We start from the raw sequence: 17,825 nt of genomic DNA, 5'->3' as shown, positions 1-17,825 counted from the left end.
ATCAATAGAACGGTAAGCGCTTAAAAAATATATCTTTGTGGTTCAGAATATGGAAAAGAAAGTTAGAGTAAGATTTGCCCCAAGCCCTACGGGAGGCCTTCATTTAGGCGGTGTACGCACAGCTTTATTTAATTATTTGTTTGCTAAAAAACACAATGGCACGTTTATCTTACGTGTAGAAGATACAGATCAAACCCGTTTTGTTTCCGGGGCGGAAGAATATATCGAATCCTGCCTTGCCTGGTGCGGTATTCATCCTGATGAAAGTCCGCAGGCCGGAGGTGAATATGGGCCCTACCGCCAGAGTGAACGTAAACCCTCATACAGACAATATGCAGAGCAGCTGATTGCCAGTGGCAATGCCTATTACGCTTTTGACACCCCTGAAGAACTGGATGCCAAACGTAAGGAAGTTCCTAATTTCCTGTACGGACAGGCGTCGCGCATGCAGATGAGGAATTCACTCACTCTTTCTGCAGATGAAGTAAAAGAACTACTGGAGCAGAATACCCCTCATGTGATCAGAATCAGAATCCCGGAAGACCAGCATGTTTCTTTTATGGACATGATCCGCGGACATGTGAGCTTTGATACCAACCTGATTGATGATAAAGTATTGTTAAAAGCTGACGGAATGCCTACCTATCACCTGGCTGTAGTGGTGGATGACAAGGCAATGGAGATCAGTCATATCTTCAGGGGAGAGGAATGGCTGCCTTCAGCACCAATCCATATCTTGTTATGGAGATACCTCGGATGGGATGATGAAATGCCACAATGGGTACACCTGCCACTGATCCTGAAGCCTGATGGCAACGGAAAGCTGAGTAAACGTGATGGCGACCGCTTAGGCTTTCCTGTATATGCACAAAACTGGACAGACCCTAAAAGTGGCGACCTGACAAAAGGTTTCAAGGAACTTGGCTTCCTGCCGGGAGCATTTGTCAACCTGCTGGCGATGCTGGGCTGGAATGACGGTACAGATCAGGAGATTTTCTCTCTTGCAGAGCTGATTGAGAAGTTCTCTGTAGAACGGATCAGCAAAGCGGGGGCAAAATTTGATTTTGAGAAAGCCAAATGGTATAACCACGAGTGGATCAAACGTGCTGAAGCTACGGAATTGCTGGCAACAGTGAAAGCTGGCTTTGAAGCACAGGGAATAACATTAAATGATGACAGTTATACGCTGAAGGTGATCGACCTGGTTAAGGACCGCTGTACTTTGCTGCCCGACTTTATCAGCCAGAGTGAATATTTCTTTGCCATGCCTGCATCTTATGATGTGGCTGCAGTAAAAGGAAAATGGACTACTGAAAAAGCGACTTTTTTTAATGCGTTTTCAGCAGTTCTCACCGAGGAGATGAGCGCTGCAGATATGGAAGAAAAATTTAAGGAACTGGCGGCAGAACACGCGCTGAAACCGGGTGAACTGATGCTTCCCTTCCGTATTATGCTCGTTGGAGGAAAATTTGGCCCCGGAGTTTTTGATATCGCATTCACATTAGGCATAGAGGAAACACGCAATAGAATCTCAGCGGCCCTCGCTGCTTTCGAATAAGTTTATAAAATGGAAAGAATTTGGTATAACAATTGAGGTTTTAATATTGTTATATCAAATTCAAGACATTTTATGAAGTTTTTCGGTAAGGGTAGTGACAACATTGAAGACGCCCGGGGCAGCTCTGGTGGCGGAAAGGTTGTTGGCGGTGGCATAGGTATCCTTATCGTGCTTATAGGCATGTTTTTTGGAAAAGATCTTACCGGTGTAGTTTCTCAGATGCCTGTAGGTAATTCTGAACAGGCAGCAGTAGAGCGGGGCAAGCCGGAAGATGCCGGAGGGAAATTTGTTTCTGATGTCCTCGGGTCTACCGAGCGCGTATGGCAGGCGGAGTTCCAGGAGATGGGAAAACAATATGAAGAGCCTGCCCTCAGGTTATTTACCGATGGCGAACAATCAGGCTGCGGTTACGCAAACTCAGCTGTAGGGCCATTCTACTGCCCTGCAGATCATAAAGTTTATATCGATTTATCATTTTATCAGGAGCTGAAGACCCGTTTTGGTGTAAATGGCGACTTCGCCCAGGCTTATGTGATTGCACATGAGGTAGGACACCATGTACAAAATCTCCTGGGTACTTCAGAAAAGGTGCAGCGTGCGCGTGCCTCTCTCAGTGAAAAAGAATACAATAAGTTATCAGTGATGCTGGAGCTGCAGGCAGATTTCTATGCCGGACTCTGGGCCAACAAGGCAAAAGATATTCAGCTGGAAGAAGGCGACCTGGAGGAGGCTCTCAATGCCGCCAACGCCATCGGTGATGATAATCTCCAGAAACAGACACAGGGAGAAGTTGTTCCCGATGCTTTTACACACGGAACTTCTGCCCAGCGGGTGTACTGGTTTAAAAAGGGTTTTGATACCGGCGATATCAGCCAGGGCGATACTTTTAACAGTTCTAAACTTTAATGATGTTACAGGCAGCGAAAGGGAAAATGGATTATTCTATAAAGTTGTATAACTTTGATGGCATAATTAGTCCAACAAAAGCTTTGCTCATGATAACAGCCACTATTTATTCCAACTAATGATCCTAATAGTAGACGATACACCGGAGAATCTCATTTCTCTCAAAAAAGTTCTCGAAATACATGGTTTTGAAGTCGACACCGCATCCTCTGGTGAAGAAGCCTTAAAAAAGGTAATCAAAAATGCATACGTCCTGATCATTCTGGATGTCCAGATGCCGGGTATGGACGGATTTGAGGTTGCAGAAGCAATTTCAGGTTATAGCAAGGCCAAAGAAACAGCAATTATCTTCTTATCAGCTGCCAGTACAGGTTTAAATTTTATCACCAAAGGTTATTCTTCCGGAGGACTGGACTATATCACCAAACCAGTAGATATGAATATCCTGCTGCTGAAGGTAAAAACCTTTTACAGGATTTATGAGCAGAGCAGAAAGCTGATTGAGATACAGGAGGCTTTAATGGAAGAAATAGAATTCCGTAAAAGGGCCGAAAGAAAAAAGGATGAGTTTATCAGTATTGCCAGTCACGAGCTGAAAACACCGCTCACCAGCGTAAAGGGCTATGTACAGCTGCTGGAACGGAGCATAGATAAAGGCGATATCCCTACGGTGAAAAGACACCTGGAGAAAGCTCAGCTGCAGCTGGATAAGCTGAATGACCTAATTGCGGATCTTCTTGATATCTCTAAAATCGAAAGCGGTAAGCTGAAGTTTACCAAAAAGAACTTTAATATTAATATGCTGCTGGATAGCATCATAGAAATTATTCACCAGTCTAATCCCGAATTCAGAATCATCAAAACGGGGCATGTGGCGCAGGAAGTCTTTGCCGATGAAATGCGGATTGAACAGGTGATCGTAAATTTTCTCACCAATGCGATTAAATATGCACCGGGAACAACGGAGGTGCATATCAATGTGTCCCTTGAAGCTGATCGCGTGATCGTTTCCGTAAAGGATTTTGGAATAGGCATACACCCCGAACAGCAGAAGAACGTGTTTGATAAGTTCTATCGCGTGGAAGAAACGGCGATCCATTTCCAGGGCTTAGGTATAGGCTTATATATTTCTGCAGAAATTATCCGCAGACACGGCGGAACAGTAGGGGTAAATAGTACTTTTGGAGAGGGATCCGAATTTTATTTCAATATCCCGCTCATTTCAATGACTGAACAAGACTAACATATTATTTTACTATGCAAAAAACTTTAAAAAATAACCTGCGTATTGGGCTTGGGCTATCTTTATTGTTGCTTTTTATTAGCTCTCTCGCTTCTTATATCAGTATCACCAACCTCGTCAAGAGTTCCAAAATGGTGTCTCACAGTAATGAAGTCATCACCAACCTGGAAGAAATCATTTCTGCTTTAAAAGATGCAGAAACCGGGCAGCGCGGATACCTGCTCACCAGCGACAAACTTTTCCTGGAACCTTACACGGGGGCCAAAACCCGGGCAGTTGCGATCCTGGACAATCTGACGGAACAGACTGCCGACAATGTATTCCAGCAGCAGAGTTTAAAAAAGCTGAGGATAATTGTGGAGAACAGGCTGAACATTATTGAAAAAACTATTGTGCTCAAAGGAGCAGGTGGTACGGTCAGTATAGGCGACCTGCTCACGGGTAAGGAGTATATGGACGATGCCCGGACGGTCATCAAAGCCATGGAGAATGAGGAGAAGACGCTGCTTGCCAGACGTACCGCAGACCAGAATAAACTGGCAGGATATACGCCTGCACTGATTATCTTCGCGGCCTTCCTGGCTATTGTTATTACCTTCTTCTTCTACAGAAGGGTATCTACAGATTTTAATGCACGCCTGTTGCTGCAGCAGGAGCTGCAGGATAAAAATGATGAAATTGACCACAGGATAGAAGTGATCAGGGATATTGCCGGTCAGATCTCCGAAGGAAATTACCAGATCAGGCTAGATCAGGAAGCTAAGGACGGCTTGGGAAGTCTTGCCGTGTCATTGAATGCGATGGCACAATCCTTACAGGACTCTTTCTCTTTACTGGCCGACAAAGAATGGTTGCAGACGGGTATTGCCAGCCTGAATGATAAAATGGTAGGCGAAAAGAACATCAGTACTTTAGCCAATGATATCCTTGAGAATATTTTAGAACATACAGACTCGCAGGTAGCTGCATTCTACCTCCTTGAAGAAGACCGCTCACTGCACCTTGCAGGAAGTTATGCACTGCTGGAAGATCAGCGGAAAGATATCCTGAAACCGGGAGAAGGATTAGCCGGCCAGGCCCTGAAATCCGGAAAACAGATGCTGCTGAATGATATCCCTAACGACGAGCTGACCATCAGCTATGCCTCGGGACATACCAAACCAAGGAATATCGTTGCCCTGCCGATTATCAGGGACAGGGCGATTGTGGGGGTAATTGAGATTGGCTCGCTAAATGTGTTTACGCCGCTGCAGCTGGATTTCCTGAACAGCGTTTCCAATAACATTGGGGTGGCAGTGCATGTATCGCAGAACCGCAAGAAATTACAGGACTTCCTGGAAGAAACCCAGGCACAGGCAGAAGAACTGCAGGCGCAGCACAGCGAGCTCGAGGGATTGAACTCAGAACTCGAGGCACAAAGCCAAAAAATACAAACTTCCGAAGAAGAACTTCGCGTACAGCAGGAAGAGCTGCTGCAGAGCAACCAGGAACTCGAAGAAAGAACAACCTTACTCGAAGAAAAAAATCAGCTTATCCAGGAGCATAACCTGGAAATCCAGCGCAAATCTGAGCAACTGGAGCAGAGCACTAAATATAAATCGGAATTCCTGGCGAACATGTCGCACGAACTCCGCACCCCTTTAAACTCAATTTTGCTGCTTTCAAAACTGATGTCTGACAATAAGGAGCTGGATCCTGAGTATATTGAATATGCAGAGGTCATCCAGAGCTCAGGACAAGGTTTGCTGGGACTGATCGATGAAATCCTTGATCTCTCCAAGATTGAAGCAGGTAAGATGAAGCTGGAACTAACGGATGTTGGCCTGAACGAGGTTTCTACAGACATGAGGTCGCTTTTTAACCCTATCGCAAAAAACAAAAACCTGGAGCTCCTGATTGAAATGGAGGGAGGGATGCCTTCGATACATACCGATAAAATGCGTCTGGAGCAGATACTGAAGAACCTGCTTTCCAATGCGATTAAGTTTACGGCCAAGGGAAGTGTTATCCTGAGTATCAGCAATGATGCTGAGGCAGGAAATATCATCTTCAGAGTCACCGACACGGGAATAGGTATTGCCCCGAACAAACAAAGCCTGGTATTTGAGGCCTTCCAGCAGGCTGATGGCTCTACCAGAAGACGTTTCGGAGGTACAGGACTAGGTTTATCCATCAGCAGGGAGCTGGCTAAGCTGCTTGGTGGCGAGATCGACCTGAAGAGTAAGGAATATGAAGGCAGTACCTTTACGCTGACACTGCCGCTTGTTCGTACAGAGGCAGATGTGGAGATGATGCTTTTACCGCCAGCAGATGTCCAGCCTGACACCACTTTCCCAGACAGGCCGATTGTGCTGCATGAGCGTTTTACCGTAGATCATATCCCTCAGGAGGTTGAAGATGACAGAAATGACATTCAGCCGGGAGATAAGGTGATCCTGATTATCGAGGATGATACGCCTTTCGCAAAGACACTGCTCAATTTTACCCGCAAGAGGAACTACAAAGGCGTTGTAGCCGTAAGAGGGGATATCGGTATAGAACTGGCAAACTACTACATGCCACTGGCAATACTGCTGGATATCCAGCTGCCTGTTAAAGATGGCTGGCAGGTAATGGAAGAGCTGAAGGCAAATCCGGCAACACGACCTATTCCGGTACATATCATGTCATCGCTGGAAGTGAAAAAGGAAAGCTTGTTAATGGGAGCGGTAGACTTTATCAATAAGCCTTTTGCGATCGAACACATGCAGCAGATCTTCCAGAAACTGGAAACAGCATTGAGCCGTCACCCTAAAAAGGTTTTAATCGTTGAAGAGAATCAGCAGCATGCCAAGGCACTCAGCTATTTCCTCAGCAATTACAATATACAAACCAAGGTGGTAAACAATGTTTCTGAAAGCGTGGATGCACTGCAGAAGAAAGAAGTGGATTGTGTGATCCTGGACATGGGAGTGCCCGATAAAAGTGCTTACCAGACTCTGGAAACCATTAAAAAGAGTGAAGGTCTTGAAAATCTTCCGATTATCATCTTTACAGGTAAAAACCTCAGTAAAGGTGAGGAACAGCGGATCAAACAATATGCGGATTCTATCGTGGTAAAAACTGCACATTCTTACCAGCGTATACTGGACGAAGCGGCATTGTTTCTTCACCTGGTGGAAGAGAAGACCACAGAAAATAAAAATGTTAAAAAGCCTGAGGGACTCAGGGGATTGTATGAAGTGCTGGCCAATAAAACGGTGCTGATTGCAGACGACGACGTAAGGAATATCTTTTCGCTGACCAAAGCGCTGGAACAGCACAAGATGAAGGTGCTGGCGGCCACTGATGGCAAGGAGGCCCTGCAGCTGCTGAAAGAGAATCCGAAGGTGGACGTGGTGCTCATGGATATGATGATGCCTGAAATGGATGGATATGAGAGCACAAAAGAGATCAGAAAGATCCCGGCCTTCAAACATTTGCCCGTATTGGCTGTTACTGCAAAGGCAATGATGGGAGACCGCGAAAAATGTATCGCTGCGGGTGCATCAGATTACATCTCAAAACCAGTGGATGTAGATCAGCTCATTTCTTTGTTGCGTGTATGGCTGTATGATAAAGTTTAAGTATTTGGCATTTTATATTGTATATGGACACTAAGAAAAAGGTGCTGATCATTGATGATGATAAGAGAAATATTTTTGCATTGACAGCTGTACTGAAAGCAAAAGGTTACCAGTGCCTCTCTGCTATAGGAGCTGAAGAAGGTCTCCAGTTGCTGGAAGAACAGAAGGATATTGCCGTAGTACTAATGGATATGATGATGCCGGGGATGGATGGATATGAGGCTATTGCCAAAATGAGCCAGGATCTTGAGTTAAAGAGTATTCCCGTGATTGCCGTTACTGCCCAGGCTATGGTGGGAGACAGGGAACGCTGTCTAAATGCCGGTGCCGTGGGTTACGTATCTAAACCGATTAATGTAGAGAGCTTAACAGCATTACTTGTAAAATATATTTAATGAACCTTGAATTACCTTTAATCACCGATGGGCAGGTGGAGATCTTGCTAACTGATCTTCTGGAGCACTACGGCTATGATTTTACAGGCTATTCGAAGGCATCTATCAAGCGCAGGATACTGCGCTTGTATTCATTGGATAAAGCGCTGAGTTTTGCTGAGTTCCGGTACAGGATCAATAACGATACCTTTTACTTTAAAAGGTTTGTGGAACAGATTACGGTGAATGTTACGGAGATGTTCAGAGACCCGCTGTTTTTTAAGACGCTGAGAGAGGTGGTGCTGCCAAAACTGGGTACCTATCCCTTTATCAGGATCTGGCTTGCCGGATGCTCTACGGGTGAAGAAGCCTATTCTATATCTATCATTCTGAAAGAACTCAACCTGCTGCACAAATCTTTGATCTACGCTACGGATTTGAATCCGATAGTGCTGGAGAAGGCCTCACAGGGGATGTTTGCCATGAGTCAGATGAAGCAGTACTCAGAAAATTATATCTTGTCGGGAGGAGTGAATGATTTCTCGAGTTATTACACCGCCAATTACTCGCTGGCAAAATTCAACGATGAGCTGAAGAGCAAACTGATATTTTCTACCCATAACCTTGTTTCTGATCATTCTTTTAACGAATTTCAACTGATTCTTTGCAGGAATGTACTGATCTATTTTGACAGGGATTTGCAGCATAAGGTGCTGAGTCTTTTTGACGATAGCCTCGAGGGTTTAGGCTATCTGGCCCTGGGGACGAAGGAGACATTGGATTTTTCCCCGATATCCCCGAATTATAAACGTATTCCTGCAGAAAAAATCTGGAGAAAAGTAAGCTAATGGGAAAATGTGATGCATTGGTTATCGGAGGCTCCGCCGGGAGTTTGGATGTACTGCTTAAAGTGCTTCCACTGCTTGATCCTGCCCTGAGCTTTCCAGTTGTTATCGTGATTCACCGAAAACACGGAACGGATTCTTTGTTACCGGAGTTGTTGTCGGGGCGGACGCCATTGAAGGTGAAGGAGGTGGATGAAAAGGAGCCGATATTACCGGGTGTCATATACATTGCGCCATCAGATTACCATACGCTGATTGAACAGGACCATACCTTCTCACTGGATTATTCTGAAAAGATCAATTATTCAAGGCCTGCAATTGATGCGACCTTCCAGACTGCTGCTGAAGTTTATGGAGAAAAGTTAGTATGCCTGTTGCTTTCCGGCTCAAATGCCGATGGAGTAAATGGGTTAAAAAGTGTGAATATATGGGGCGGAATTGCAATGATCCAGGACCCCGCCACAGCACAGGTAGCATATATGCCTGAACAAGCCGCACTTCATGCCAAAATTGATTACACTTTGCGCATTGAAGATATGGCAGAATTTATAAATTTGTTGTCTTAATTTTAAGTATAAATGGCTGAGCAAAAAAAGGTTTTCATTTTTGATGACAATACAGATATCCTTGAACTATGTACGTTCATTCTGGAAGATGCGGGTTATGAAATAAAAACCTCCTCTACATCAAATAATATTATCGACCAGGTTTCGGCCTATATCCCGGACATTATCTTCATGGATAACTGGTTGCCTGACATTGGTGGAATTGAGGCCACCAGAGAGCTAAAAGGCCATGAAACCTTGAAGAATATCCCTGTGATTTATTTCTCAGCAAACAACGATGTGATGCTGCTTGCTGATCAGGCTGGTGCTGACGGCTATTTGTCCAAGCCTTTCGATATCCAGGAACTGGAGAATATTATTTTGAAACATCTTCCTGCATAACTTCTTAAATATACTTCTTATACAGATTAAACAAGATCATGGTATCCGCCTGCGTCAGCACCGGAGAAATATCCGTTTGTATAAAATGTCGCTTAAACGCGATAATTGCTGCCGGCAGGTTACTGATATCATACCCGATAATCCGCAGGGCAATAGCCGTATCGAACTCCACTGGCGGAACCTGTAGTACATCATCATACCATAATCCAAAACCCTGCTCCGCAAGCTTCTTCCATGGAAACTTATTGGGATCGATTTTACGTTTCGGCGCAACATCTGAATGCCCGATAAAAGCCTGTACAGGAATATTATACTTTTTCTTGAGCGTAGTCAATACTGCTATCAGATTGTTGATCTGGGCATCACTATAGGGCTCATCGCCATTGTTATCCAGCTCTATCCCCAGTGAGCAGGAGTTGAGATCGCTCTCATTTCCCCATTTGGCTACACCGGCATGATTTGCACGCAGGTAATCGTTTACCATATGGATCACCTTACCGTCTCTGCCGATGACGTAGTGCGCGCTGGTACCAGTAGATTTCAGGGTAAAGGTTTTGATGGTCTGATCGGTAGAGGTTTGCGCCGTATGGTGGATGATGACGAAGTTCGGTTTGCGGATGCCAAAATTCACTGAGCCAATAAAAAACTGCTGGTCAGGGGCTACCATTTCGACATTCTGTGTAAGTACCGGCATTTCTTGCAGGGTATTCCCAAACACTTTTGCCTGTTCCTTGTATACTTTATTTGTTGCGGCATACTTATTGGTGCTGCAAGCAGCAAGGAAAAACAGAGGGATACCCAGGACTAAGTTGTTTTTCCAGTTGTGGACTTGTTTCAATTGCATAGTTTATGTGTTTCATTTGTTACATCGAAGCCCTGATGCAGGGTGTAGAGCGGGTAAATGTAGGGGTGAAATTACTAATATTTTTCCCTAATTTCGTTGCGTTATAAAAAGCTAACATGAATAAATCTACCAAGGCAGCCTTGTTTTTTACGGGATGTTCCATCATTGCAGGTATAGTATCCTGCAATAGTAATACAGAAACAAAAAATACTAAAACCACGAAAACTACAGCAGTCAGAGACAGCCTGCCTGCCTACGTCCACAGCAGACTGGACATATACGAACCGGTAAAACTGACCACAAACCTGAATGCGCTTAGCCCTAACGACAGGAAAGTTCTCCCTCTCCTGATTCAGGCCGCACAGATTATGGATGAACTGTTCTGGAAACAGGCATATCCGCAGCGCGACAGCCTGATGGCTGTGGTCAAGGATGAAGATACCAAAGCATTTATAAAAATCAATTACGGCCCCTGGGATCGGTTAAATAATGACAAACCTTTTGTTGCCGGTGTTGGGCAAAGACCTGCCGGTGCTACTTTTTACCCTGCAGGCATGGACAAGGCCGAGCTGGAAAATGCTACACTGAAGGACAAATTCAACCAGTATTCGGTAATTGAAAAAGATACTGCCGGTACGTTAACCGTGGTGCCTTATCACATCAAGTTTGCTTCTGAACTCCAACAGGCATCATCACTGATGAAACAGGCGGCATTGCTGACAGATGATGCGGCTTTCAAAAAATACCTGAACCTTCGTGCCGATGCACTGGTAACGGATAATTATGTTCCCAGTGATTATGCCTGGCTGGACATGAAAAGCAATACCCTTGATATGATTATCGGGCCCATTGAAAATTACGAGGATAAGCTGTTTAACGCAAGAACTTCATTTGAAGCGTATGTGCTGGTGAAGGATAAAGCCTGGAGCAAACGCCTGGAAAAATATGTACGCCTGCTTCCCGAATTACAGAAAGGATTGCCGGTAGCAGCGAAATACAAAAAAGAGAAACCGGGAACAGATTCAGAATTGAATGCATACGACGTGGTGTATTATGCGGGCGACTGCAATGCGGGTTCCAAAACAATCGCGGTAAACCTGCCCAATGATGAATTGATTCAGCAGAAAAAAGGAACACGCAGATCTCAGCTCAAGAACACGATGAAGGCGAAGTTTGACAAAATCCTTCTGCCTATTTCCACTGAGCTGATCGACAAAGAGCAGCAGAAATATGTTGTTTTTGATGCTTTCTTTGCCAATGTGATGTTCCACGAAGTAGCTCACGGACTGGGAATTAAAAAAACGGTGAATGGCAAAGGTTTTGTAAAATCTGCACTGAAAGAACAATATGGCTGGCTGGAAGAAGGCAAAGCCGATGTCCTGGGACTATACATGGTTACCGGACTGCTTAAAAAAGGAGCCCTTACCGGGGATATAAAGACCTATTATACGACATTTATGGCCGGCCTGCTGCGCTCTGTAAGATTTGGTGCTTCAGAGGCACACGGACAGGCGAATATGCAGTGTTTCAATTATTTTAAAGAGAAAGGGGCCTTCCTGAGAACTGAGGCAGGAACTTACAAAGTTGACTATTCTAAGTTTGCCGTGGCAATGAATGGCCTCAGCAATATGATCCTGACGATGCAGGGTAACGGTGATAAAGCCGCTGTGGAGAAAGCTCAAAAGGAAAACGCAATCATCAGTCCTGAATTGCAATCAGATTTAGATCGCCTCAGCAAAAAGAAAATCCCTGTAGATATCGTTTTCGAACAGGGAGCCGATGTATTAGGGGTAAAGTAAAACAAAAAAAGAGGTGTATATCACACCTCTTTTTTTTTCGGATCCAGAGGGTCTATCCCCCGGCAAACTTATTTCTTAGCTTTCGCCCAGGCATCTTTCAAACCTACAGTCTGGTTAAACACCAGGTGCTCGGCGGTAGAATCCTGATCCAGGCAGTAGTAACCCTTACGGATAAACTGGTAGCGGGAATCCAGATTCGCCTCAGCCAGGTATGGTTCGATGTAAGCCTCTTTAATCACCTTCATGCTTTCAGGGTTCAGGTAATCTTTGAAATCACCCTCCTCGCTGTCCGGAGATTCTACGGAGAACAGGCGGTCGTATATTCTGATTTCTGCAGTTTTCGCATGTGCGGTACTTACCCAGTGTATTGTTCCTTTAACGTTGATTCCACTGGTATCTTCACCACTCTTAGATTCAGGGATATAAGTACAGTGAATTTCTGTTACGTTACCTTCTGCGTCTTTTTTGAAGTCCTCACATTTAACAATGTATGCATGCTTTAAGCGTACCATGGTGCCCGGAGCAAGCCTGAACCATTTCTTTGCCGGCTCTTCCATGAAATCTTCACGTTCGATCCAAAGCTCATTGCTGAAAGGAATTTCCCTGGTTCCGCCTTTATCTTCTGCTTCGGGGTTGTTCTCACCAATCAGAATTTCTGACTTTCCTTCAGGATAATTGGTAATCACCAGTTTAATAGGATCAAGTACCGCCATTACCCTGTTGGCTGTTTTGTTGAGGTGTTCACGCACACAGAACTCCAGCAGGCTCAGCTCAATGAGGTTTTCTCTTTTGGCCACCCCGATTCTATCACAGAATTCACGGATACTTTCAGGCGTATAACCCCTTCTTCTCAGTCCGCTGATCGTTGGCATGCGCGGGTCGTTCCAGCCATCTACCAGGTTTTCATTCACCAGTTGCAGCAGCTTGCGCTTGCTCATCACTGTGTAAGTAAGATTCAGACGGGCAAATTCATATTGATGTGAAGGGAAGATACCCAGCTCAGCAATAAACCAGTCGTACAGCTCACGGTGCGAAACATATTCCAGTGTACACAGCGAGTGAGTGATCTCCTCGATGCTGTCGCTTTGGCCGTGTGCAAAATCATACATCGGGTAGATGCACCATTTATTGCCCGTACGGTGATGTTCAGCATGTTTAATCCTGTAAATAATAGGATCGCGCATGATCATGTTAGGGCTGGCCATATCGATCTTTGCACGGAGGGTACAGGTACCATCAGGAAATTCTCCGGATTTCATCCTGCTGAAGAGTTCCAGGTTTTCTTGCACGCTGCGGTTTCTGAAAGGGCTGTTTGTGCCTGCTTCTGTAGGCGTGCCCTTTAAAGCCGCAATTTCATCGGCTGTGCTGTCATCAACATATGCTACACCTTTTTCGATCAGCTTTACAGCAAAATCATATAGGGTATCAAAATAATCTGAAGTATATAGTTCGTTTTTCCACTCAAAGCCCAGCCATTTGATATCTTCCTGCTGGCTGTCTACGTATTCAGTTTTTTCAGTAACAGGATTTGTATCATCAAATCTCAGGTTGGTATATCCGCCATACTTTTTGGTTAATCCAAAGCTTAAGCAAATCGCTTTAGCATGGCCAATGTGTAAATAGCCATTTGGTTCAGGTGGAAAACGTGTAACTAATGTCTCGTACTTTCCGCTGTTTAAATCGTTTTCAATGATCTCTTCAATAAAGTTCAATGATCTTTCCTCACTCATAAAAACTAGAATTTTGTGCCCAAAGTTAATATAAAAGAGCTAATTTACTTACTTTTACGAAGGACTATCGGTATAATTTATGAGCAATACATTAAACAGGCCCGTACGTGTTTTAGTAGCTAAAGTTGGCCTGGATGGGCATGACCGGGGGGCTAAAGTGATCGCTACCTCATTGCGTGATGCGGGTATGGAAGTGATTTATACCGGATTAAGGCAGACCCCGGAGATGGTGGTAAATACTGCCCTGCAGGAAGATGTGGATGCCATCGGTATCTCAATCCTCTCCGGTGCACACATGACCGTGTTCCCAAAGATTGTCGAACTGATGAAACAAAAGGGGCTTACTGATGTACTGCTGACGGGTGGGGGCATCATTCCCGAGAATGATATCAGGCAGCTGAAAGAGATAGGTGTGGGGGAACTGTTTGCTCCCGGTACCACCATGTTAACCATAGTCAATTATATCCAAAACTGGACGATTGAAAACCGAAACTTCTGAATATGAATTACCAGAATTTAGTAACAGAGATTAGAAACGGGATACTGTACCTGACCATCAGCCGTGAAAAAAAGTTAAATGCGCTGAACAAAGAAACATTAACTGAGCTGGCAGACGTAATTGCTTTTGTACAGCGCAGCAGCGATGTAAAATGTGTACTGCTGACAGGTGCGGGCGAGAAAGCATTTGTTGCCGGAGCGGATATTTCGGAATTTTCATCCTACAGTACAGAACAAGGGGAGGCTCTTGCCCGAAATGGTCAGACCACGGTCTTTGATGCCATAGAAAATTCCGCTAAACCTTTTCTTGCCGCGATCAATGGTTTTGCGCTGGGAGGTGGCCTGGAACTGGCCATGGCCTGTCATATCCGCGTTGGGGCTGATACTGCTAAAATGGGTTTGCCCGAGGTTACACTGGGATTGATCCCCGGATATGGGGGAACGCAACGACTGACACAACTGATTGGTAAGGGGAGGGCAACAGAGATGATCCTCACTGCAGAGATGGTCAATGCCGAAAAAGCAGAAAAAATGGGCTTGTTGAATCATGTTGTTCCGCTCAGTGATCTGATTAGTCGCTCAGAGGAAATCCTGAACAAAATTATGCTGAGGGCACCGCTGGCTGTCTCTGCAGCCATCACCGCGGTGAATGCAGTGTATACTGATGGTGTAAATGGCTATGAAACGGAGATTGCAGAGTTTGGAAAGCGCTTTGGAAATAAGGATTTCAAAGAGGGTGTTTCGGCCTTCTTAGAAAAAAGGACAGCTCAGTTCAAGGGAATGTAACCAACTTGTTATTAATGGATTAAATTTTGCAGAGCTGTTTAACAGCCTGTTAACAAATTATTTATATCTGTTAGAGGGGAATAGCAATTTAAAAGTGTAGAAAATATTTCCCATAGAAAATAATTCTTTATATTTATCATCGAATTAGTTTAGAATTGGTGCTATATATGAAAAGAATACTAATAATAGATGATGAAGTCAATATAGGCTTACTATTGTCAAAATTCTTGACCAGAAACGGATTTAGTGTGGATACTGCAACCAGTGGTGTTTCTGCGCACGAGTATTTGAGCAAGGAGCATTATGATCTTGTTTTATGTGATTACAGGCTGGAAGATACTGACGGCAAAGAAATGCTGATCAAAATCAAGGAAAGCTATCCTCAGACGGGGGTTATTATTATCACAGGCTATTCAGATATAAAACTTGCCGTGGAGCTGATCAAGCTTGGGGCTTATGACTATATCACAAAACCCCTGTATCCCGATGAAATTCTTAATACAATCAACAAAGCTATTGATACACAGGTAGCCCTGAACGACTCTGTCTCAGAGATTGCCCGGGAAACCCAAAAAATAAAGGTGGTTAAACCTGTTTACAATCAGGTAGAAAACTTTGTTGCCGGACAGAGCATTGCCTCTAAAGAGTTATTAAAACAGATCCAGCTTGTTGCACCAACGTCATACAGCGTTATTCTCACCGGCGAAAGCGGTACAGGTAAAGAATCTGTAGCGAAGGCGATCCACCTGAACAGCCCGAGGAGAGATGCTCCTTTTGTGGCTATGGATTGCGGATCGCTAACGAAAGAACTTGCCGGAAGTGAGTTTTTTGGACATGAAAAAGGTTCATTTACGGGAGCATTGAACACCAAAATTGGTCATTTTGAGATGGCTAACGGAGGAACATTGTTCCTGGATGAGGTAGGAAACCTCTCTTATGAAATCCAGGCAGCATTGCTGAGGACGGTTCAGGAGAGAAAGATCAAACGTATAGGTAGTACAAAAGAGATTGATCTGGATGTAAGGATCATTGTTGCTACCAATGAAAATCTGTCCAGCGCCATACAAAAGGGAAGGTTCAGGGAAGATCTGTACCACCGTTTCAATGAGTTTTCTATCAACCTGCCGCCATTGAGCAACAGGGGTAAGGATATTATGGTCTTTGCAAAAACATTCCTTGATTTTGCCAATGAAGAACTGGGCAGAAATGTACAGGGATTTTCTAAGGATGTGGAGGATTGTTTCCTCACCTACAACTGGCCGGGAAATGTGAGGGAACTGAAAAATGTTGTGCGCCGTGCGACATTGCTGACGGAAACCGATGAGATACAGCTGAAAGCACTGCCCCTGGAAATATCTACAGATGCAAAGGTGACAGCTATAGAAAATACGATCCATAAGAATCACGAAAAATCGAGAGACCTGAAGAATGCTGCTTCTGAAGCGGAATATGAGGCGATCCTGAAAGTTTTAAGGGAGGTTAACTTCAATAAAACCAAGGCAGCGAAGATTCTGAATATTGACAGGAAAACACTTTATAACAAAATGAAGGCTATTAACCTGGATACCTAATCATCTTTCTTTAACGGATGTCTCTCTTTACCTACAAACAGCGAAACACGATCAACCTGGTCATCATCATTGCACTGGGTTGTTTGATCGCTTATTCGCTGCAGGGTATATTTGGCTCCATTCTGAGTACGCTGGTTTTATTTACCATCATGCGGCCGGGATTTATCTATCTGGTGGACGTAAAAAAGCTGAACAGGAGTTTTTCTGCTATTCTGCTGTTGTTCATCTCTGTCGTGGTGATCATTCTGCCTTTTTATGCACTGAGCAGTATGGTGCTGCAGAAGATTAACGAGCTGCAGAATGACCCCTTATATTTCCAGCATATCCTGATCAAGTTAAAACGTCTGGTTCCCCTGGGTACCGATGCGCAGAATTTGCTTCAGGAAGCCTTGCGCAAGAGCGGCACCTGGGCTACGGAGCTTTTCCCTTCGCTGATCACCGGGGCCTTCAATATTGTGCTGGGATTGCTGCTGATGTATTTCCTGCTCTATTTTATGCTGGTGCAGCATGAAGAGTTTGAGGCGGCACTGGTGAAGTACGCACCCTTTAGGGCACAGAATGCGCAAAGGTTTGCATTGGAAATGCGCAATACCACTTATGCCAATGTACTGGGGCAGGGTTTTATAGCCTTAGTGCAGGGTTCTCTGGTGAGTATTTCCTATTTTGCCCTGGGTTATTCCGATCCTATTTTCTGGGGTGTAATTACTACGTTTATCTCCTTTGTACCTATCCTGGGTCCTCCTGTGATTTTTGTACCTGCTGCCTTACTTCAGATTGCCGACGGACATAATGCTGCGGGCTGGGGCATGCTCATTTTTGGCTTCGTAGTGATCATCAATATCGACAATGTCATCAGGTTTATGATTGCCAAGAGGGTAGGAAATATACACCCTATTATCACCGTCATCGGGGTAGTCATCGGGATCCCGCTTTTTGGTATACTTGGGCTTGTTTTTGGCCCTTTGCTGCTGTCTTATTTTATTCTCCTGATAAAAATATACGAAACCAGCGCCATGGCCTCGGAAAGATTGGAAAGAATCAAAACAATTTCCGAAGCTGAGGAGTTATAACAAACATCAGGGCTGTGTAAGTATACATTTCAAAATAATTACTCATATA

Annotated in this window: 15 protein-coding genes; 13 read left to right on the top strand and 2 right to left on the bottom strand. The window is 44.5% G+C overall.

Annotation, left to right across the window (positions count from 1 at the left end):
• The first annotated feature begins 49 nt into the window (after positions 1–49).
• From gltX to OQY15_RS05080, 8 genes are all read left to right on the top strand, one after another.
• Complete coding sequence (gene gltX / locus OQY15_RS05115; RefSeq protein ID WP_265788550.1) at positions 50–1,558, top strand: glutamate--tRNA ligase; 1,509 nt, start codon at positions 50–52, stop codon at positions 1,556–1,558.
• 72 nt (positions 1,559–1,630) lie between these two features.
• A complete protein-coding gene (locus OQY15_RS05110) occupies positions 1,631–2,464 on the top strand; it encodes a neutral zinc metallopeptidase (RefSeq protein WP_265788548.1) in 834 nt (277 codons plus the stop codon).
• Positions 2,465–2,582: 118 nt separating this feature from the next.
• Positions 2,583–3,707: a hybrid sensor histidine kinase/response regulator gene (locus OQY15_RS05105; RefSeq protein ID WP_265788546.1), complete on the top strand. Its 1,125-nt coding sequence runs from the start codon at positions 2,583–2,585 to the stop codon at positions 3,705–3,707.
• A gap of 14 nt (positions 3,708–3,721) precedes the next feature.
• Positions 3,722–7,312 carry a response regulator gene (locus OQY15_RS05100; RefSeq protein ID WP_265788543.1) on the top strand — a complete coding sequence of 1,197 codons (3,591 nt, stop codon included), beginning with the start codon at positions 3,722–3,724 and terminating at the stop codon, positions 7,310–7,312.
• A 23-nt stretch (positions 7,313–7,335) separates the two neighbouring features.
• Complete coding sequence (locus OQY15_RS05095; RefSeq protein WP_265788541.1) at positions 7,336–7,707, top strand: response regulator; 372 nt, start codon at positions 7,336–7,338, stop codon at positions 7,705–7,707.
• Positions 7,707–8,534: a protein-glutamate O-methyltransferase CheR gene (locus OQY15_RS05090; protein WP_265788539.1), complete on the top strand. Its 828-nt coding sequence runs from the start codon at positions 7,707–7,709 to the stop codon at positions 8,532–8,534. Before OQY15_RS05095 ends, OQY15_RS05090 begins: the two co-directional genes overlap by 1 nt.
• Positions 8,534–9,097 (top strand): chemotaxis protein CheB, encoded by a 564-nt coding sequence (locus tag OQY15_RS05085; RefSeq protein WP_265788537.1) that lies wholly within the window; start codon positions 8,534–8,536, stop codon positions 9,095–9,097. The genes OQY15_RS05090 and OQY15_RS05085 overlap by 1 nt, the downstream gene beginning before the upstream one ends.
• A 12-nt stretch (positions 9,098–9,109) precedes the next feature.
• A complete protein-coding gene (locus OQY15_RS05080; RefSeq protein ID WP_265788534.1) occupies positions 9,110–9,478 on the top strand; it encodes a response regulator in 369 nt (122 codons plus the stop codon).
• A gap of 4 nt (positions 9,479–9,482) precedes the next feature.
• On the opposite strand, the gene OQY15_RS05075 is transcribed toward OQY15_RS05080, so the two are convergent.
• Positions 9,483–10,322, bottom strand: a complete 840-nt coding sequence (locus tag OQY15_RS05075) for an N-acetylmuramoyl-L-alanine amidase (RefSeq protein WP_265788532.1) — start codon at positions 10,320–10,322, stop codon at positions 9,483–9,485.
• A 116-nt stretch (positions 10,323–10,438) separates the two neighbouring features.
• Here OQY15_RS05075 and OQY15_RS05070 point away from each other — a divergent pair, with 116 nt between their 5' ends.
• Positions 10,439–12,121 carry a Zn-dependent hydrolase gene (locus OQY15_RS05070; RefSeq protein WP_265788530.1) on the top strand — a complete coding sequence of 561 codons (1,683 nt, stop codon included), beginning with the start codon at positions 10,439–10,441 and terminating at the stop codon, positions 12,119–12,121.
• Positions 12,122–12,189: 68 nt separating this feature from the next.
• On the opposite strand, the gene OQY15_RS05065 is transcribed toward OQY15_RS05070, so the two are convergent.
• Positions 12,190–13,851, bottom strand: coding sequence for a glutamine--tRNA ligase/YqeY domain fusion protein (locus tag OQY15_RS05065; protein ID WP_265788528.1), 1,662 nt, complete (start codon positions 13,849–13,851; stop codon positions 12,190–12,192).
• Between the two features lie 79 nt (positions 13,852–13,930).
• On the opposite strand from OQY15_RS05065, the gene OQY15_RS05060 reads away from it, so the two are divergent.
• The 4 genes from OQY15_RS05060 to OQY15_RS05045 all read left to right on the top strand — a co-directional run bounded on the left by OQY15_RS05060 (position 13,931) and on the right by OQY15_RS05045 (position 17,776).
• Positions 13,931–14,350, top strand: coding sequence for a cobalamin B12-binding domain-containing protein (locus tag OQY15_RS05060; protein ID WP_265788525.1), 420 nt, complete (start codon positions 13,931–13,933; stop codon positions 14,348–14,350).
• Between the two features lie 2 nt (positions 14,351–14,352).
• Positions 14,353–15,135 carry an enoyl-CoA hydratase-related protein gene (locus tag OQY15_RS05055; RefSeq protein WP_265788523.1) on the top strand — a complete coding sequence of 261 codons (783 nt, stop codon included), beginning with the start codon at positions 14,353–14,355 and terminating at the stop codon, positions 15,133–15,135.
• A gap of 167 nt (positions 15,136–15,302) precedes the next feature.
• Positions 15,303–16,706, top strand: a complete 1,404-nt coding sequence (locus OQY15_RS05050; protein ID WP_265788521.1) for a sigma-54 dependent transcriptional regulator — start codon at positions 15,303–15,305, stop codon at positions 16,704–16,706.
• Positions 16,707–16,723: 17 nt separating this feature from the next.
• Complete coding sequence (locus tag OQY15_RS05045) at positions 16,724–17,776, top strand: AI-2E family transporter (protein WP_265788518.1); 1,053 nt, start codon at positions 16,724–16,726, stop codon at positions 17,774–17,776.
• Positions 17,777–17,825 lie beyond the last annotated feature (49 nt).

The organism is Pedobacter sp. MC2016-15 (assembly GCF_026239695.1).
Lineage (GTDB): Bacteria > Bacteroidota > Bacteroidia > Sphingobacteriales > Sphingobacteriaceae > Pedobacter.
This window is presented reverse-complemented; position numbering and strand designations above follow the sequence as displayed.